This is a genomic window from Seonamhaeicola sediminis, assembly GCF_004358095.2.
Classification (GTDB): Bacteria; Bacteroidota; Bacteroidia; order Flavobacteriales; family Flavobacteriaceae; genus Seonamhaeicola; species Seonamhaeicola sediminis.
The window spans coordinates 40,814-57,960 of the sequence record NZ_SMZJ02000001.1 but is presented as its reverse complement, the minus strand read 5'-3'; the positions used below and the strand labels follow the sequence as shown (position 1 = coordinate 57,960).

The following is a 17,147-nucleotide window of genomic DNA, read 5'->3' as shown; positions in this document are numbered from 1 at the left end:
CAGCTAACGGTCACTTAAATTTTAAAATAATCAATATAATTCTGTAAATCTTTATCACCACGACCAGAAAGGCTCATCACAATGACATCGTTTGGTTTAAACTGTTTTTGTTTAAAAATAGCTAGGGCATGTGAAGTTTCAATGGCTGGAATAATACCTTCCAATTCGCACAATTCTAACCCTGCTTTCATAGCTTCATCATCCGTAATAGACATAAATTCAGCACGTCCTGTTTTGGCTAAATGCGCATGCATGGGGCCTACTCCAGGGTAATCTAATCCAGCCGAAATAGAATAGGGTTCTGTAATTTGACCATCGGCTGTTTGCATTAATAAGGTTTTACATCCGTGAATGATACCTTCTTTACCTAAAACAGAAGTAGCGGCACTTTCACCTGAGTCAACACCAAGACCAGCCGCTTCAACCGCAATAATTTTTACATCTTCTTCATGAAGAAAATGATAATAGGTTCCTGCTGCATTACTACCACCGCCAATACAAGCAGCAACATAATCTGGGTTTTCTCTACCTTCATGTTCTTTTAATTGCCATTTTATTTCTTCTGAAATCACCGATTGAAATCTTGTTACCATATCCGGATAGGGGTGTGGCCCGATAGCAGATCCAATAATATAGTGTGTATTTACAGGGTTGTTAATCCAATCGCGAATAGCTTCATTGGTAGCATCTTTTAAAGTACGACTTCCTGACAACGCAGGAATAACTTTAGCGCCTAACATTTTCATTCTAGCTACATTGGGTGCTTGACGAGCAATGTCAATTTCACCCATATATACAATGCACTCCAGCCCCATTAAAGCACAAACGGTAGCCGTAGCAACACCATGTTGTCCTGCTCCCGTTTCGGCAATAATTCTGTTCTTTCCTAAACGTTTTGCCATCAATATTTGCCCAATGGTATTATTAATTTTATGAGCTCCTGTATGATTTAAATCCTCTCGCTTAAGGTATATTTTTGTGTTATATTTTTCCGAAAGTCTTTTGGCAAAGTATAAAGGTGACGGTCTACCTACATAGTCTTTTAAAAGTTGGTCAAACTCTTTTTTAAATTTAGGTTCAGCCATGACCTTAAGGTAGTTTTCCCTTAATTCTTCTACATTTGGGTATAACATTTCGGGGATAAATGCTCCACCAAAATCACCGTAATACCCTCTTTCGTCTACGTTATATTTTTGCATTTCTTTGTTATTACTAAGTTTATTTATAAACTCTCTTAAAACTCCTACATTTTTAAGTCCAGGTTCTAATTCAAATTTACTATTTACATCTAAAGCGTAGCAATATTTTGAAACTTCACTTTCCTTGAACTTCTTAATATCATTTATTTGGTCTATGCCAATACCTCCACTTAAAAAGAAAGGTTTTGTTGATGGGTAATCATTTAAAAGACTCCAATCAAAAGCATAGCCATTACCACCGGGAAGTTTTCCTTTGGTATCAAACAGATAGTAATCACAAACGTCTTCATATTCATTCAATACCTTAAAATTGAAACCATCCATTACTGAAAATACTTTTATAACTTCTATAGGCTTTTTTAGAAGTGTTGTGGTTCTAAGCATATTGCAGTAGAAAGGAGCTTCTTCACCATGTAGTTGAACAGCTTGTAAATTGAATTCGTTTATTTTTTGAATAACCGTATTTAGATCCTCATTAACAAAAACCCCCGTTTTTTTAATATCATTGGAAATTTCAGGAATTTCAGTATCAAAATGCCGTGGTGTTTTATCATAAAAAATAAAACCAAGATAATCTGGTTGCAGTGCAGCAACTTGCTCAATATTATCTTGATATTTCATTCCACAAACCTTTATTTTCATAGCTCTAATTCTTTTATAAATTTTTTGGCGCTTGCACCTGGGTTATCTGTTTTCATGAAGTTTTCTCCAATTAAAAAACCTTTGTATCCATAGGGTTGTAATTCTTTAATGGCATCTATATTACTAATACCGCTTTCTGATACTTTAACGAAGTCATCTGGAATTATGCTGCTTAATGATTTGCTGGTTTCCAAACTAACCTCAAAAGTCTTGAGATTTCTATTGTTCACACCTAACATATCTAAACTTGGCATGATAGATTTATGTAATTCTTCTTCGTTATGAACCTCTAAAAGAACATTAAGGTTTAAGTTTTGTGCAAATTCTGAAAATTGCTTTATTTCTTCTCTAGTTAGAATAGCAGCAATTAATAAAATAACATCAGCTCCATAAGCCTTAGCTTCAAGAATTTGATATTCATCAATAATGAACTCCTTTCTAAGCAAAGGCAAATTACAACTAGCACGAGCAGTCAATAAATCATCTAAAGAACCTCCAAAATATTTTCCGTCTGTTAAAACAGACATGCCACAGACCCCAGCATTTTCATAACCGGCGGCAACATCTTGGGTATTTAAGTTGTTGTTTATTACAGATTTTGAAGGGGAGCGTCTTTTATGCTCTGCTATAATTCCAGATTTACTATTTTTTAATTTTTCTGCTAGAGATACTGTTTCTCTTGAAAATAAAATTGATTGCTCCAATTGAGAAGTGGGTATTAACCCTTTTCTTAAATCAACTTCTTTGCGTTTATCAAATACAATTTTATCTAAAATATTCATTTACTCAATTTAATTAAGGTGTCTAAACTTTGTTTTGCTTTACCAGAGAATAAGGATTCTTTGGCCATTTCAAATCCTTCTTTGTGAGATATTTGCTTAGATGTTGCAATAGCTAAACCAGCATTGGCACAAACTACATTGTTCTGAGCCTGGGTTCCGTTACCACTAATAATATCCATAAAAATTTTGGCTGCATCTTCAATGGTGTCACCGCCATAGATGGCTTCTTGTTTTATTTTGTTAAGTCCTAAGTCTTCAGGAGAAAATAGTTTTTCTGAATTATTAGAAACTATTTTAGCTTCACCAGTTAATGAGATTTCATCGTAGCCATCTAATGCATATACAATACTGTAATTTTTGTTAGTATTTTGATATAGAAAGCTATACAAGCGTAATACTTCTAAATTAAAAACACCAAGTGATTGGCTTTTTGGAAATGAAGGGTTTACCATGGGGCCAAGCATATTGAAAAAAGTTTTAACGCCTAATTCTCTTCTTATTGGGGCTACATTCTTCATAGCGGGGTGAAATAACGGCGCGTGTAAAATACATATGCCAGCTTTGTCTAAACAACGCTTTAAAAAATCTTCATCATTTGAAAACTTTACACCCAATTTTTCCATCACATTAGATGAACCCGATGTTGAAGATACTCCGTAATTTCCATGTTTTGAGACGTTAACGCCAGCTCCTGCGGTAATGAATGAGGACAAAGTAGATATGTTGAATGTATTTTTTCCGTCTCCACCAGTTCCAACAATATCAATAGCATTAAAGTCTTTCAAGTCAACAGCAACACACAACTCCAAAAGGGCATCCCTGAAACCTTGCAATTCCTCAATAGTAATACTGCGCATCATGTAAACAGAAAGGAAGCATGCAATTTGACTTGGGTTACACATATCATTTGATATGTTGAAAATAACCTGTTTAGCCTCCTCTGTAGAGATGGTCTCATGGTTTATTAATCTATTAAGTATATCTTTCATTCTTGTTATTCCTGTAAAGACAGGAATCTATTTTAAATTACACTTTATTACTTCCCATTCATTTTTTGCTTGTCAAAATCTAACTTTGTTCTCCTGATTTCGGAGCTTTTCTTCATCTATTCTTCGCCTTGGCTATCAATTCTACGAATTGAATTGGGAGTTGACTTTCTGTAAGTTTATTTTTCATTCAAACTATTTAAACTTTCTTCAGCTAACTATTAACCCAATTTTCTAATATTTTCTTTCCGTCTGGTGTTAAAACAGATTCGGGGTGATATTGAACACCTTTTACATCATATAGTTTGTGTCTTAAAGACATTACTTGTCCGTTGTGATCAAAAGATGTGGCTTCTAGACTTTCAGGTAGAGCAGCATTAACAACCCAAGAGTGATAACGACCAACCAGAATTTCTTTGTCTAGATTTTTAAAAATAGGTTCATCATCTACACATATTTCAACTTTGGTGGCTACACCATGGTAAACTTCATCAAGGTTTACTAAAGTACCTCCAAATACTTCACCAATAGCTTGTTGGCCTAAACAAACGCCTAAAATACTTTTAGTTGGTGCATATTTTTCTATAATGGCTTTCAACAAACCTGCTTCATCTGGTATACCTGGTCCTGGAGATAATACTATTTTATCAAAAGGTTCTACATCTTCCAATTCTAATTTATCATTTCTGTAAACCGTTACATCACAGTTTAAATCCTCTAAATAATGAACTAGATTATATGTAAAACTATCGTAATTATCTATTACTAAAACTCTTTTCATCACTAAATATCTTCTGCTAATTGAATAGCTTTGTTTAACGCTCCTAATTTGTTGTACACTTCTTGTTTTTCACTTTCAGGATTTGATTTTGATACCAATCCTGCTCCAGCTTGCCAGTTAAGTTTGTAATCTTTACTTAAAAATGTTCTAATCATAATGGCATGATTAAAATTACCTTCAAAATCCATAAAACCAATGGCACCGCCGTAAAAACCTCTGCTTGTCTTCTCATATTGTTCAATAAGTTGCATAGCTCTATGTTTAGGGGCGCCACTTAAAGTTCCGGCAGGAAATGTATCTGCAACCACCTGCATAGTTGAGGTAGTGTCATGTTTTTGTCCTGTTACCTTACTTACCAAATGGATAACATGTGAAAAGAACTGAACTTCTCTGTAGGTTTCTACTTTTACATTGCTACCATGACGACTTAAGTCATTTCTTGCTAAATCAACAAGCATAACATGTTCTGCATTTTCTTTTTCGTCTTTAACCAATTTATCAGCTAAAATGGCATCCTTTTCATCGTCTCCTGTTCTTTTAAATGTTCCTGCAATAGGGTGGATTTCAGCTAAACCATTGCTAACTATCAACTGAGCCTCAGGTGAACTTCCCATAATTTTAAAATTGCCATAATCAAAATAGAATAAGTAGGGTGATGGATTGATGCTTCTTAAAGCACGGTAAACATTAAAATCATCACCTGTAAATTCTTGAGAAAAACCTCTAGATAATACCAACTGGAAAACATCACCTCTGGCGCAATGTTTTTTAGCGTAATCTACATGTTGAAGAAATTCATTATCGGTTAGGTTAGACACTATTTCTCCTTTGGAACTAAAACTGAATGAAGCAAAGTTTTGGACGTTAATTAACTTATCTATCTCATCAATATTACTTTCAATACCTTCAAAGCAATGAGCAAATATGTAAGCTTCATTTTTAAAATGATTGATAGCAATGATATTTTGATAAACTGCATAATAAACATCTGGTATTTCAACCGAGTTTTCCTTTTTACCAATTTCTATATCTTCAAAATAACGTACCGCATCATAAGCTGTGTAACCAAAAATTCCGTTGTTGATAAACTTAAAGTTTTCTTCTGATGATACTTCAAATTGCTTGGTAAACTTGAAGATTTCATCAACAACATCAACATTGTTAGTGATATCTAATTTTGTTGAAGAGCCATCAGGAAATGTTTTATCGATAACTTCATTTTCAATTTTAATAGATGCAATAGGATTAAAACAGATATAAGAAAAGTTTTTATGATTTCTGTGATAATCACCACTTTCTAGTAAAATACTATTTGGGTATTTGTCTCTAATCTTATAATATACCGTAACAGGTGTTATGGTATCTGTTAGGATACGCTTATAATGGGTAAAAAGGTTAAATTTTTTCATTGTTAACAGAAAAAAGGCTTGTCGTGAATGACAAGCCTTTTTGATATTTTTTTAAATTTTAAATATACTAGGATTTTACTTCACGAATTTTAGTTTCGAGAGCACCACCACCAAGTATTGTTTAAAAAATTATTCATTGATTTTTAATTCTGATGGGTCAAATATAAAAATGAAAAAATAATTATACAACAGTTTAGATTATAAATTAAAAAAAACTGCCATATAATTTATATGGCAGTCTTGTACGATTATTAGTTTTAAGAGAATTATTTGTTTGCTATTAACCTAATCTTGTCTAATAATCTAATCATATTATAAGCCTCATCTTTAGTTAAAGAACTTATAATGTCTTTTTCGGTGCTATCAATCAATTTACTTATTTCTTCTAAAAACAATAAACCTTCATTGGTTATTGAAATATCAATTTTTCTTCTGTTGTCTTTATTTATTTTCTTTTCAACGTATCCTTTTTTAGCCAGCTTATCAATCAACCTAGTTGTATTACTCATTTTTGCAATCATTCTTTCTTGCACCGTAGCAAGAGTGACTGGAACTTGCTTTTGTCCTCTTAAAATCCTTAAGACATTGAACTGTTGTAAAGAAATACCATATGGTTTAAGAACGTTATTTAACTTACTATTTACTATACAAGTAGTATAAATAAGGTTTATTACAACTTCTTTAGATACTGGAAGATTGCTATTTACTTTAAGAACCTTCTTAATTTCCATACACCACTGTTGTATATACAAATATATAAAAAATATCTAATATTTAAATAATTGTTAAATAAAAGGCTATATATTATTGATTAACTAAATTTATATCTTAAATAATATTGAATTATAAACTTGATGAAATTATCAACCATTAGAATAGTATTTTTAGTTGGAATGTTGTTAGTTTTTGGTTGTTTAAACAAAAAGAAAGCACAGCTTATTGATGTTGCTGAACAAAAGACCCAATTGGAAATTTATGATTTTGATGGCCTAGAACCTATTTTAAAAAAAGAGGATAATACCGTTTATGTTATAAACTTTTGGGCTACGTGGTGTGCGCCTTGTGTTAAAGAGTTACCTTATTTTGAAGATTTATATGCTAGTTATAAACATAAAAATGTTGAAGTTATTTTGGTGAGTTTAGATTTTCCACATCAATATGAATCTAAACTTAAACCGTTTATTAAAGAACATGATTTAAAATCTAAAATAGTGGTTTTAGATGATGTAGATTCTAATAGCTGGATTCCTAGAGTAAACAAAGATTGGTCTGGTTCAATACCGGCAACCATTATATACAATAAGAACAAACGACAGTTTTATGAGCAATCATTTACATATAATGAGTTAGAGGAAGCGTTAAAGAAATTTTTAAACTAAAATAAAATGAGTAAAACAATTAAATTATTTACTGTAGCATGTTTGGTGCTAATTATTGGAGCATTTACCACTCCTGAAAATAATTTGGGAGAGGGTTATAAAATTGGTGATATCGCAGAAGATTTTTCACTTGAAAATATTGATGGTAACATGGTGTCCTTATCTGATTATAAAGACGCTAAAGGTTTCATTGTTACCTTTACTTGTAATACATGCCCTTATGCAGTGATGTATGAAGACAGAATTATTGCATTAGATAAAAAGTACGCGCCAAAAGGATATCCAGTTATTGCCATTATGCCCAATAACACCTCTATTAAACCAGGAGATAATATGGATGCTATGAAAGAAAGAGCAAAAAGTAAGGGCTTTACTTTTCCTTATTTAATTGATGCTAAACAAGAAGTGTTTCCAAAATTTGGAGCAACAAAAACACCACATATTTTTGTGCTTGATAAAACAGAAAGCGGATTAATTGTTGAATACATTGGCGCTATTGATGATAATTACAAAGATGCTTCTGCAGTAAATACAAAGTATGTAGAAAACGCAGTTGATGCTTTAATTGAAGGAAATGAGGTGCTGCAAAAAGAGACTAAAGCCATTGGATGCACCATAAAAGTTTAATAGATATTTCTCAAGTAAATTTTATTAAATCTGAGGTGTAATGCTTCAGATTTTTTTCGTCTATAAATTATTTAAGCACTAACTTTGTAATCATAATTAATTTAATTTTTTAAATGGAAGATTTAACACAAGAAGAGTGGGCAGAACAGTTGGCTAATGATGATAATGCCATTATACTAGATGTAAGAACTGATGCCGAAGTAGCAGACGGAATAATCCCAAACGCGATACAAATTGATTTTTATTTAGGCGAAGAATTTATAGATAAAGTTGACGAGCTTGATAAAAGTAAAAACTATTATGTGTATTGTCGTTCAGGTAATAGAAGCCATAAAGCTTGTGTGATTATGGAAGAATTAGGGTTTGATAATGCCTATAACCTTGAAGGTGGCATGTTGGATTGGACAGGTGATGTGGTTGACATAGAATAAAATTATGAAACATTTTTTAATTATTGGTTTTTTAGTTTTTGCGGCTTTTTTAGCATGTAATAATACTTCGCAGAGTAAAGCACTTATTTCTGCTGAAGAGATGAAAACAATGATAGAAAAAGAAACCCCTTTATTAATTGATGTTAGAACACCAAAAGAGTTTGAAGAAGGTCATATTAAAAATGCTAAGAATATAGATTTTTATTCAGAGACATTTAAAGAAGAAATGGCAAAACTAGACCCAAATGAAACCCTCTTATTGTATTGCAGAAGTGGAGGAAGAAGTGGTAAAACTGCTAAAATACTTCAAGAGATAGGTTTTAAAAAAGTGTATGATCTTGAAGGCGGTATTATAGAGTGGAAGAAAAAAGGTTTTAAACTTATAAAATAGAAAAGCTCTCAATTTTGAGAGCTTTTTTTATGACCTTATTCAAATAATAGTTTATTAGCTTCATTTTCAGTATTGTTTAAAAATTCTTATATTTGATAGGGTCCAAATAATTAAGCTTCTGTCTTAGGAAGTTTTTATAATGCATGTAGACAAGGTGACTTGGAAGATACATAGCGAGCAAAAATTGAGTAGATTTTGATGCTGTAGAAAACTTTATTAAAAACATTTGAAATGGGAGGAGGAGAAGATAATTGATAATCTTTTCTAGATATGGTCAAAGCCACTTTTTCAAAGCCATTGTACAAGAGGAGTAAGCCTACTATATTTGCATAAGTGGAAATTAAAAGGTTTGTAAAAAGAAATAAAGGATACTTAACCGCTTGTCGATGATTATTTCAGTTTTTTATCCTTTGTCTTGTTTTTGAGTTATTTAACTTAGAATTTTTAAGAGTAATAGTCTTTTCTTTAAGTTTATACTAACTAAACTGTTAATATTAAAACTTTTGAATTATGAATATGATGAATGGTTGGCTCATTTTGAGTATAGTTGCTTTGCTTTTTTTAAGCATGTATATTTATGCTTATATTTTTGTGTATTTCGAAAAAATTAAAAACAAAAAGTTTAAAAAACGAGAAGCTAAAAGAGCAGAAATAGAACTTCAGGAAAAAGTTAAGAAAGAAGAACTTAGAGCAGCTAAATTTGATAAGCTAAAAACGCGTAGTAAAGAAATAAAAGCGCAGCTTAAATGGCTAGAACAAATGAATAAAAATATAGCTAAAGAGCACAACATTAATTAGTCTGTTTTTTATTTAAAACTTTAGCTGAACACTTGTAAATTTTACACCCCCTTTACCATTAATTCTTTTATGGTCTAAGGCTAGTTTAATACCTTTGAAATCTTGGTAGTTTTCAAAAGTATTAATTAAAGAGGGCTCTTGTTTGTTGCCTTTTCTAAATACCCATTCTTTTATTATTAGGTCTTTGTCAAAATAAATATCATAAGCATCTCCTGGTGTATAACCACCTTCTTTTGGATATGTAATAGTAATTTTATTCATCATATTTTTACTAATTGGAGCTAATTCTTTAATAGGTTCTGAGATAGAAGCTGAAGTATCCCAAACCAATTGAAAAGGGATTAATAACCAAAACTTATCATTAATAAAAGCACGGTCTGTTTTTATATAATTAATATCTATGGACTTTCTATTATAAATTATGGTATCCTTATCTGTAATAAGCTTAATATCATCGGTTTTGGGATTCCAGTTCCAAAGTCGGTTTTTCCCAAATTTAAATTGAATTTCTTTAACCTTATCCCAATTTTCAAAACCATGGGCGTTAGCAATTTGTTTGGCAATAGATAATTTAGATGTTTCTTTAGCTTTTTCATCTATTTGTTTGCATGAGAAACAAAGTACTAAGAGACATAAAGAAAATACTGATTTTTTCATACATTGAAGTTTTAACAAAGATAGGTAACTTAAAAATGAGTAGTAACAAAATCTATTTTAATACCAACAAGGTTACCTGGAAACCATGGCATGGGGGGAAATAATATCGGCGCTAACTGAAGCAGGTTTGCACATTGAATACTTAAAAGAACATCATGAAACACCTTATAACGTATTGCCTAGATTAATTAAAACCGAAAATGGCCTTTTTGAAACTAAAGCTAAATTATCTCCACTTATTTTTGAGGTAAAGGTAGTAAAGTTATAAAAGGTGATTTGTTTAACGATTTGTGTATGGTTTTGTTACGCGAAAATCCACAAGAATTTTCTTCAGTAAACTGAAGATAGCAAATTTTCGAGGACTTTCTGATTAGTAAATTCAGCCGTTATTGTGCTTACACGTTGTTAGCTGTAGTTTTTATTTATTTTCAAATAGAAAAAGCTATCAATTCTGGCCTTTACAATACTTTATTTGTCAATTCGTTATTAGTTGCCAGCGCTTAAAGAATAACTTCCATCCCCGTTAAATGAAGTAATTGTAATTGTTACAGTCCAATTCCCAGGTTCTCCAGCTTGTGTAACTCCGTCAATACTGTCAGGTTCAGTTCCGCCATTCAAAGTTCTGTCTAGTACTACAGTTCCTTCGGAATCAGCAATTTCTATATTAAATGTTCCAGTTGCTGTGGCAGTAATGTCTGCATTATAATCGGCAGTTGCTAAATTATTAGTCCAATTAACTGTTCGGGAAGAATTTCCACCATTTCCAGTAAAATCACCACCAATATCGCCTGATGGTCCTTCGTTAACAGTTATGCTCGCATTTGGTCCGTTATCATCAGAACAGGATGTAAATGTTCCAACAAACAATACCATTGCGGCTAGAATTGTAAGTAATTTAAAATTTGGGGTTTTCATTGTAAATAATTTATGTTAATAATTCTAAGATGAAACAATTGAATTGTTATAATTCCCAGTTTGTAAAGATAAAATATTTTTAAAATTCAGTTAATCAGTATGTTATATTATCGTTCTTCAAATTACAGCCAACTTAGGGATAAGCGTCATTTATCCAATCTAAACTATAGTAATAGAAAATTTTTGTAGACAAAATGTGCGTTAGTGACTTTTTTTAAGTAACTCCTCAGAAAATTTAGTCTTAAACCTATTTAATCTTGGAATGGAGATACGCTGAATATAGGGGTGATTGGGGTGTAGTCTTTCATAATTTTGATGGTAATCTTCGGCAATCCAGAACTTTTGAAAAGGATATACTTCGGCTGCGATTTTAGCTTTTAACTGTTTTGCTAAAGCTGCTTTTTTCTCTAAAATGATTTGCTTTTGCTCATCGTTTTGATAAAAAATTATGGAACGGTACTGTGAGCCGTGATCTGGACCTTGGCCATTTATCTGAGTTGGGTTTTGCGAGGCAAAATATACATCAACCAAGGTTTCAAAATTTACAACTTTTGGGTCATAAATAACCTCAACCGCTTCGGCATGACCTGTGCGTCCTGTATTACTGGCTTCATAGGTTGGATTTTTCGTATATCCACCAGAATAGCCATTAATAACTTCGTCTACACCTCTAACACTTTCATATATAGCTTCAACACACCAAAAACAACCGCTTGCAAAATAGGCTCTAGCTTTACCATTTTCTAAAGGTACTTGGGTAGCCCTAGCGTTTTTAATGTTTTCTTGTTGTTTTGATTGCGCTGAGTTTTGACAACTAAATAATAAAGTAATAAATAAAAGTGTAATGATATTTCTCATAGTGTTTTATTATTAAGACGTATAAAAATATGAAACCTTAATTTATAAAATAAAAAAGCCTTCACAACATTTGTAAAGGCTTTCAAAATATTTACTTAAATAGATTTATAGTTTTGCAAACAGTTTTTCCATTTTAGTTTTTTGTTCTTCAGCAAGAACAGCATCTACTAAAATTCTTCCACTATGCTCATCTGTTATCACTTTTTTACGAGAGGCTATTTCAACCTGTACCTGAGGTGGTATAGTGAAAAAAGAACCTCCTGAAGCTCCACGTTCAATAGGAACAACCGCTAAACCGTTTTTAACACTGCTTCTAATTCTAGTGTAAGCAGCTACTAGACGGTCTTCTATCTGCTCTTTATAAGCCTCAGATTTCTCAATAAGCACTTGTTCTTCTTTTTCTGTTTCTGCTAAAATAGCATCTAACTCACCCTTTTTATGTTTTAAATGTGTTTCACGTTCTTTTAAACGCTCTTTAGTTTCAGAAATAACTTCTTTTTTCTGCTCAATTTGTGCTTTAAACTCTTTAATGTGCTTTTCAGCTAACTCTATCTCTAACTCTTGAAACTCAATTTCTTTTGATAAAGAATTGTATTCCCTGTTATTCCTAACATTTTTCTGTTGCTCGTTGTACTTTTTTATTAAAGCTTTAGACTCTTCAATAAGATTTTTCTTGGCATTAATATCATTATCAATAACCTCTAAACTTGCAACAAGTTTTTCAAGTCTGATGTTTAACCCTGCTACTTCATCTTCTAAATCGCGAACTTCTAAAGGAAGTTCACCTCTTACATTTCTAATCTCATCTATGCGAGAATCTATAAGTTGTAAATCGTATAAAGCTCTTAAGCGCTCTTCTACAGTTACTTCTTTCTTTTTAGCCATACTTTAAAAATACTTAACGGGATTGGTATTGGTGTTTGATAAAACGACTGCAAAATTAGTAATTTTTTTTGTAAGATACGTTACTAAAAGATTTTTTGTGAATTGTTCACTTTCATAATGTCCAATATCTGCCAAAAATATGGTGTTTTCTGCCATAAAAAAGTCGTGATACTTTAAATCAGAAGTCACATAAGCATCTGCACCTGCAGCTTTTGCTGCATTTATTGCAAAGCTACCAGAACCGCCTAAAACAGCTACTTTTTTTATGGTTTTATTTAAAAACGACGAGTGCCTAATACATTCTGATTTCATTTGTAACTTTATGTAAGCTAAAAAGTCTTCTTCACTCATTGGGTCTTTGAACTCTCCAATCATTCCTATACCAATATTTTGGTTCTTGTTTTCTATAGTCACCACTTCATAGGCAACTTCTTCATAGCTATGTGTATCAATAAGCGCTTTAATAACATCATGTTCTAAATGTTTTGAAAAAATAACTGATACTTGTGTTTCTGCTTCTTGATGGGTTTTTCCTTTTTCACCAAGTGTTGGATTAGAATTTTCATTTCCTTGATATGTTCCAATTCCATCTGTATTAAAGCTGCAGTTACTATAATTACCTATATTACCAGCACCAGCATTAAATAAAGCATTTCTTAATTGTTCTGCTTCATTTTTTGGAACGTATGTAGTTAATTTTTTTATAGTTTTAGATTGAGGTATTAAAATCTTTTTATTTACTAAATCAAGTTGATTGCATATCATATCATTTACTCCTTGTGAGGCATTATCTAAGGCAGTATGGATAGCATAAATGGCAATATTGTGCTGAATAGCCTTAAGAACTACACGCTCAACATAAGTATTACCCGTTATTTTTTTTAGTCCTTTAAAGATAATAGGATGAAAACTCACTATTAGATTACATTTTTTTGTAATGGCCTCATCTACCACACTTTCAAGCGTATCTATAGTAACTAAAACCCCTGTTAACTTTTGTTTTTTATCCCCAACCAAAAGTCCAACGTTATCAAAATCTTCGGCGTAAGCCAATGGTGCTAATTCCTCTAAATGATTAATGACATCTTGAATAATCATAATATTTACTGTATTTGATTATTAAACAAATATAAAATATTTACTTTGCTGTAATGAATTTAATTAGATACATTCTTTTTCCATTTGTACCCTTATACCATTTTATCACTTGGTTGAGAAATAAGTTATATGATTTGGGTGTTAAAAAATCAAGTTCTTATCCGTTTCCTGTTATCTGTGTTGGAAATTTAAGTGTTGGAGGTACTGGTAAAACCCCAATGATAGAATACCTAATAAATTTGTTGAAAAAGGACTATAAAGTGGCAACCTTGAGCCGAGGTTATAAGCGAAAAACAGAAGGTTTTCAATTAGCTAATAAAACTTCAAATGCTGAAACAATAGGAGATGAACCTTTTCAGTTCTACAGTAAATTTAAAAATGACATTCTTGTGTCTGTAGATGCTGATAGAAATAATGGTATTAAAACTCTTGAGTCTATTAAAAATCCACCAGAAGTTATTTTGCTAGACGATGCCTTTCAGCATAGAAAAGTAAAGGCAGGTATTAATATTTTACTGAGCACTTATAGTAACCCTTATTTTAGTGATTTTACCCTACCAACAGGTAATTTAAGAGAACCTAAAAGTGGTGCAACACGTGCTGATATTATTATTATAAGTAAGTGTCCACATAATTTAAGTGATGAAAAAAAGCAGGCTTTCATAAAGAAAATACATCCCAAAAAACATCAGCAAGTGTTTTTTAGCTCTATTGAATATTCAAATAGAGTTTTTTCTGAAACTGACTCAAAGAATATTAAGGAGTTACCAAAATTTACTTTGGTTACTGGAATTGCAAACGCATTACCACTGGTGAAATTTTTAAAATACAAAAACCTAGACTTTGAACACTTAAATTTTAAAGACCATTATAACTTCACTCAGAATGATATTGACGAACTTAACAATAAAGCGCTAATTATAACTACAGAGAAAGATTTTATGCGTTTAAAGCAATATGAACCCTTAAAAAGGAAATTGTACTTTTTACCAATTGAAGTTAGTATTGATAAAGAAACGTTATTTAATAATAAAATAAAAAACTTTTTACAAAACGCTTAAGCAGATTGCTCTTCTTTTGAAACTAATGCATTGTATAATTTTTTCTCAAATTCTTCTTGCTTGAATGGTTTTGGGATGATATCTGTAAACCCAGCTTCTTCAAACTCATGCATTTTATCTTCAATGGTTACGGCCGTTAACGCAAATATGGTAAGTTCTTTATCAAATGTTCTAACAATTTTAGTTGCCTCAATACCACTTATGCCTGGCATATGAATATCCATTAAAACAATATTGTAGTTGTTAGTTTTAATCATATCCACAGCATCAGTTCCATTGTCTATAATATCACATTTTAGATCCATTTTAGTGAGGATCTTTTTGGTAATCATCTGGTTAATTTTGTTGTCTTCAACTACCAAAATCTTAACGTTGGTTAAGTCTAATTTGTTGGTTTTTTTATCAAAATAAGACACTTTAGATTCAGCTTTGGTAGCTTCTTTAACAGTCGTGTGTTCCATTGGTATTTCAAAGAAGAAAGTAGTCCCTTTTTCTAATTCACTTTTTACATGAATCTGTCCTTTAAGAATATCAATAAGTCCTTTAACAATTGAAAGCCCTAATCCAGTACCACCATATTTTCTGTTTATTTGAATAGAACCTTGAGAGAAACTCTCAAACATTTTGTCTTGCTTTTCCTGACTTATGCCAATACCATTATCTTCAACTTCAAATCTAACTTTATATATATTGTCTTTTACTTCTAGTTTGTATATCCTAATCCAAATATCACCATCCTTAGTAAACTTAATGGAGTTACCTATTAAATTTATTAAAATCTGTGATATCTTAATTTGATCTGCTATGAAGTTCTCTGGTAAATCTTTATCAAACTCAAAATGAATTTTAACATTATTATCTTCTGCTGAATTATTTAAAGCTAAAATAATGTTGTTTATTTTTTTCTTAAGATTGAAAGGTTCTGGTTCTAAATCAACTTTATTGGCTTCAATCTTATTAATTTGAAGAATGTCATTAATAAAAGTTAGTAGATAGTCTCCAGAAAATTTTAATGATTTTAAATGCTGAATTTGGGAAGGTTTAGGATCTTCTTCTAATAACATATTACTTAGGCCAGTAACTGCATAAAGCGGCGTACGGAGTTCATGTGTTACTGTAGACAGGAAATTGGCTTTTGTTTTGGATGCTAATTCAGCCTTTTCTTTTGCAACAATAAGTTCACTGTTTTTTTTGTGAAGCATATTATTGGATTTTAATCTTATATTGTTGTTTTTGTATAGTGATAAGGTTAGAAGTGATAGAATTGTAATTAAGGCTACACTTAATATAGAAATCAAATTTCTTACACCATCATCTTCTTTTTCTTCTTGAGCTTTTTCTTTTAATATTTTAATTTCTTCATTGGCTTTATTTAAAAGAAATTCTATCTCTTGGTCTTTTGTATAGCTTACTCTTGTTAGATTTCTTATAGAATCTGATAGCGTTAAATGACTTTGTAAATACTCTCTGGAGAGTTGGTAATTACCAATCTTATTATGTAATTCACTTAACACTAAATAGGCATTATTTAAAATAGAAGTAAAGTTGTTCTGTTTTGCAATTATTAAACCTTGCTCAGATAACTCTATGGCTTTTTCTTTGTCTCCTAATTTATGATAAACCAAGCCCTGATTTACAAAGGCTTCACTTTGAGTTTTTAGCAACCCAGTTTTTTTTGCCAAAGCAGATGCTTGTTCTAATACAGATCTGGCTTTCCTGTAGTTTTTTAACAACATAAAGGTTTTACCTTCTAATAAGAGGGTTTCAGCAATACCTTCATCTAATTCTTCTTGTTCGAAAAGGCTTTTTGCAGATTTAAAATAATCAGAAGCTTGGAAGTAATCTTCTTTGGCAATGAAAACTTCACCCAAGGTTTTATACGAGTAAGCTAAATTAAGGTTATCATTAGTCTCGGTTTGTATTTTTATAGCTTTTCTTAATGAAGTTATGGCGTTATCTTCTTCTTCAATAATAAGTTGAAGTTTACCTTTTCTTGCACAAATAATGCCTATACTCTTTTTATTATCTGTTTTTAGCGCGAGTTTTAAAGCTTCATCAAGCTGATTTTGAGCTTCGTAATAATCGAATTTTTCTAAGGCAGTCTGGGATTGTTCAATACGAAAGTTTATGTTATTTTGCTGAATCTCAGGGTCATCTTCCATGGTTTTTTGAGACCATGCTAAGACATTTAATAACAAAGTACATGTTAATATATATTGCTTTATTTGGGACATTTTAATTCAATATT

At 31.4% G+C, this 17,147-nt stretch carries 19 protein-coding genes and 1 pseudogene; 7 read left to right on the top strand and 13 right to left on the bottom strand.

Features of this window, described 5'->3' with window-relative positions; all coding sequences use genetic code 11:
• Window positions 1–14: 14 nt before the first annotated feature.
• The 7 genes and pseudogenes from trpB to E1J38_RS00290 all read right to left on the bottom strand — a co-directional run bounded on the left by trpB (window position 15) and on the right by E1J38_RS00290 (window position 6,530).
• A complete protein-coding gene (trpB, locus tag E1J38_RS15240; RefSeq protein ID WP_369407147.1) occupies window positions 15–1,199 on the bottom strand; it encodes a tryptophan synthase subunit beta in 1,185 nt (394 codons plus the stop codon).
• A 33-nt stretch (window positions 1,200–1,232) separates the two neighbouring features.
• Window positions 1,233–1,820: pseudogene (locus E1J38_RS15235) on the bottom strand (phosphoribosylanthranilate isomerase); the annotation flags it as partial.
• Window positions 1,821–1,837: 17 nt separating this feature from the next.
• The gene (trpC, locus tag E1J38_RS00310; RefSeq protein WP_133355032.1) at window positions 1,838–2,623 is read right to left on the bottom strand and encodes an indole-3-glycerol phosphate synthase TrpC; all 786 of its coding nucleotides are present in this window, start codon (window positions 2,621–2,623) and stop codon (window positions 1,838–1,840) included.
• On the bottom strand, window positions 2,620–3,612 hold the full coding sequence (trpD, locus tag E1J38_RS00305) for an anthranilate phosphoribosyltransferase (protein WP_133355034.1): 993 nt from the start codon (window positions 3,610–3,612) through the stop codon (window positions 2,620–2,622). The genes trpC and trpD overlap by 4 nt, the downstream gene beginning before the upstream one ends.
• A gap of 211 nt (window positions 3,613–3,823) precedes the next feature.
• On the bottom strand, window positions 3,824–4,390 hold the full coding sequence (locus E1J38_RS00300) for an anthranilate synthase component II (RefSeq protein ID WP_133355036.1): 567 nt from the start codon (window positions 4,388–4,390) through the stop codon (window positions 3,824–3,826).
• A gap of 2 nt (window positions 4,391–4,392) precedes the next feature.
• A complete protein-coding gene (locus tag E1J38_RS00295) occupies window positions 4,393–5,799 on the bottom strand; it encodes an anthranilate synthase component I family protein (RefSeq protein WP_133355038.1) in 1,407 nt (468 codons plus the stop codon).
• 266 nt (window positions 5,800–6,065) lie between these two features.
• Complete coding sequence (locus E1J38_RS00290) at window positions 6,066–6,530, bottom strand: MarR family winged helix-turn-helix transcriptional regulator (protein ID WP_133355040.1); 465 nt, start codon at window positions 6,528–6,530, stop codon at window positions 6,066–6,068.
• A 123-nt stretch (window positions 6,531–6,653) separates the two neighbouring features.
• Between E1J38_RS00290 and E1J38_RS00285 the strand changes: the two genes are divergently transcribed.
• The 5 genes from E1J38_RS00285 to E1J38_RS00265 all read left to right on the top strand — a co-directional run bounded on the left by E1J38_RS00285 (window position 6,654) and on the right by E1J38_RS00265 (window position 9,425).
• Window positions 6,654–7,178 carry a TlpA disulfide reductase family protein gene (locus E1J38_RS00285; RefSeq protein ID WP_133355042.1) on the top strand — a complete coding sequence of 175 codons (525 nt, stop codon included), beginning with the start codon at window positions 6,654–6,656 and terminating at the stop codon, window positions 7,176–7,178.
• Window positions 7,179–7,184: 6 nt separating this feature from the next.
• The gene (locus E1J38_RS00280) at window positions 7,185–7,805 is read left to right on the top strand and encodes a thioredoxin family protein (protein ID WP_133355044.1); all 621 of its coding nucleotides are present in this window, start codon (window positions 7,185–7,187) and stop codon (window positions 7,803–7,805) included.
• Window positions 7,806–7,918: 113 nt separating this feature from the next.
• Window positions 7,919–8,236 (top strand): rhodanese-like domain-containing protein, encoded by a 318-nt coding sequence (locus E1J38_RS00275; RefSeq protein WP_133355046.1) that lies wholly within the window; start codon window positions 7,919–7,921, stop codon window positions 8,234–8,236.
• Between the two features lie 4 nt (window positions 8,237–8,240).
• On the top strand, window positions 8,241–8,627 hold the full coding sequence (locus E1J38_RS00270; protein WP_133355048.1) for a rhodanese-like domain-containing protein: 387 nt from the start codon (window positions 8,241–8,243) through the stop codon (window positions 8,625–8,627).
• A gap of 510 nt (window positions 8,628–9,137) precedes the next feature.
• Window positions 9,138–9,425 (top strand): hypothetical protein, encoded by a 288-nt coding sequence (locus tag E1J38_RS00265; RefSeq protein WP_133355050.1) that lies wholly within the window; start codon window positions 9,138–9,140, stop codon window positions 9,423–9,425.
• 12 nt (window positions 9,426–9,437) lie between these two features.
• Here E1J38_RS00265 and E1J38_RS00260 read toward each other — a convergent pair whose 3' ends face one another.
• Window positions 9,438–10,082 (bottom strand): hypothetical protein, encoded by a 645-nt coding sequence (locus tag E1J38_RS00260; protein WP_133355052.1) that lies wholly within the window; start codon window positions 10,080–10,082, stop codon window positions 9,438–9,440.
• Window positions 10,083–10,167: 85 nt separating this feature from the next.
• Here E1J38_RS00260 and E1J38_RS00255 point away from each other — a divergent pair, with 85 nt between their 5' ends.
• Window positions 10,168–10,350 carry a hypothetical protein gene (locus E1J38_RS00255; protein WP_186525788.1) on the top strand — a complete coding sequence of 61 codons (183 nt, stop codon included), beginning with the start codon at window positions 10,168–10,170 and terminating at the stop codon, window positions 10,348–10,350.
• Between the two features lie 218 nt (window positions 10,351–10,568).
• On the opposite strand, the gene E1J38_RS00250 is transcribed toward E1J38_RS00255, so the two are convergent.
• The 4 genes from E1J38_RS00250 to E1J38_RS00235 form a co-directional block, all read right to left on the bottom strand.
• Window positions 10,569–10,997, bottom strand: coding sequence for a hypothetical protein (locus E1J38_RS00250; RefSeq protein ID WP_133355054.1), 429 nt, complete (start codon window positions 10,995–10,997; stop codon window positions 10,569–10,571).
• A 201-nt stretch (window positions 10,998–11,198) separates the two neighbouring features.
• Window positions 11,199–11,855 (bottom strand): peptide-methionine (S)-S-oxide reductase MsrA, encoded by a 657-nt coding sequence (gene msrA, locus E1J38_RS00245; RefSeq protein WP_133355056.1) that lies wholly within the window; start codon window positions 11,853–11,855, stop codon window positions 11,199–11,201.
• A gap of 105 nt (window positions 11,856–11,960) precedes the next feature.
• Window positions 11,961–12,740 carry a zinc ribbon domain-containing protein gene (locus E1J38_RS00240; RefSeq protein WP_133355058.1) on the bottom strand — a complete coding sequence of 260 codons (780 nt, stop codon included), beginning with the start codon at window positions 12,738–12,740 and terminating at the stop codon, window positions 11,961–11,963.
• Window positions 12,741–12,743: 3 nt separating this feature from the next.
• A complete protein-coding gene (locus E1J38_RS00235; protein ID WP_133355060.1) occupies window positions 12,744–13,838 on the bottom strand; it encodes a Nif3-like dinuclear metal center hexameric protein in 1,095 nt (364 codons plus the stop codon).
• A 53-nt stretch (window positions 13,839–13,891) separates the two neighbouring features.
• Here E1J38_RS00235 and lpxK point away from each other — a divergent pair, with 53 nt between their 5' ends.
• Complete coding sequence (gene lpxK, locus E1J38_RS00230) at window positions 13,892–14,899, top strand: tetraacyldisaccharide 4'-kinase (RefSeq protein WP_133355062.1); 1,008 nt, start codon at window positions 13,892–13,894, stop codon at window positions 14,897–14,899.
• Here the strand turns inward: lpxK and E1J38_RS00225 are convergent.
• On the bottom strand, window positions 14,896–17,133 hold the full coding sequence (locus tag E1J38_RS00225) for an ATP-binding protein (RefSeq protein WP_133355064.1): 2,238 nt from the start codon (window positions 17,131–17,133) through the stop codon (window positions 14,896–14,898). The two genes, lpxK and E1J38_RS00225, sit on opposite strands and share 4 nt — an antisense overlap.
• Between the last annotated feature and the right edge of the window lie 14 nt (window positions 17,134–17,147).

Excerpts from the sequence above, each read along its gene's own strand:
- trpB (WP_369407147.1), bottom strand. The coding sequence starts at position 1,199 with ATGCAAAAATATAACGTAGACGAAAGAGGGTATTACGGTGATTTTGGT.
- trpC (WP_133355032.1), bottom strand. The coding sequence starts at position 2,623 with ATGAATATTTTAGATAAAATTGTATTTGATAAACGCAAAGAAGTTGAT.
- trpD (WP_133355034.1), bottom strand. The coding sequence starts at position 3,612 with ATGAAAGATATACTTAATAGATTAATAAACCATGAGACCATCTCTACA.
- E1J38_RS00300 (WP_133355036.1), bottom strand. The coding sequence starts at position 4,390 with ATGAAAAGAGTTTTAGTAATAGATAATTACGATAGTTTTACATATAAT.
- E1J38_RS00295 (WP_133355038.1), bottom strand. The coding sequence starts at position 5,799 with ATGAAAAAATTTAACCTTTTTACCCATTATAAGCGTATCCTAACAGAT.
- E1J38_RS00290 (WP_133355040.1), bottom strand. The coding sequence starts at position 6,530 with ATGGAAATTAAGAAGGTTCTTAAAGTAAATAGCAATCTTCCAGTATCT.
- E1J38_RS00285 (WP_133355042.1), top strand. The coding sequence starts at position 6,654 with ATGAAATTATCAACCATTAGAATAGTATTTTTAGTTGGAATGTTGTTA.
- E1J38_RS00280 (WP_133355044.1), top strand. The coding sequence starts at position 7,185 with ATGAGTAAAACAATTAAATTATTTACTGTAGCATGTTTGGTGCTAATT.
- E1J38_RS00275 (WP_133355046.1), top strand. The coding sequence starts at position 7,919 with ATGGAAGATTTAACACAAGAAGAGTGGGCAGAACAGTTGGCTAATGAT.
- E1J38_RS00270 (WP_133355048.1), top strand. The coding sequence starts at position 8,241 with ATGAAACATTTTTTAATTATTGGTTTTTTAGTTTTTGCGGCTTTTTTA.
- E1J38_RS00265 (WP_133355050.1), top strand. The coding sequence starts at position 9,138 with ATGAATATGATGAATGGTTGGCTCATTTTGAGTATAGTTGCTTTGCTT.
- E1J38_RS00260 (WP_133355052.1), bottom strand. The coding sequence starts at position 10,082 with ATGAAAAAATCAGTATTTTCTTTATGTCTCTTAGTACTTTGTTTCTCA.
- E1J38_RS00255 (WP_186525788.1), top strand. The coding sequence starts at position 10,168 with ATGGCATGGGGGGAAATAATATCGGCGCTAACTGAAGCAGGTTTGCAC.
- E1J38_RS00250 (WP_133355054.1), bottom strand. The coding sequence starts at position 10,997 with ATGAAAACCCCAAATTTTAAATTACTTACAATTCTAGCCGCAATGGTA.
- msrA (WP_133355056.1), bottom strand. The coding sequence starts at position 11,855 with ATGAGAAATATCATTACACTTTTATTTATTACTTTATTATTTAGTTGT.
- E1J38_RS00240 (WP_133355058.1), bottom strand. The coding sequence starts at position 12,740 with ATGGCTAAAAAGAAAGAAGTAACTGTAGAAGAGCGCTTAAGAGCTTTA.
- E1J38_RS00235 (WP_133355060.1), bottom strand. The coding sequence starts at position 13,838 with ATGATTATTCAAGATGTCATTAATCATTTAGAGGAATTAGCACCATTG.
- lpxK (WP_133355062.1), top strand. The coding sequence starts at position 13,892 with ATGAATTTAATTAGATACATTCTTTTTCCATTTGTACCCTTATACCAT.
- E1J38_RS00225 (WP_133355064.1), bottom strand. The coding sequence starts at position 17,133 with ATGTCCCAAATAAAGCAATATATATTAACATGTACTTTGTTATTAAAT.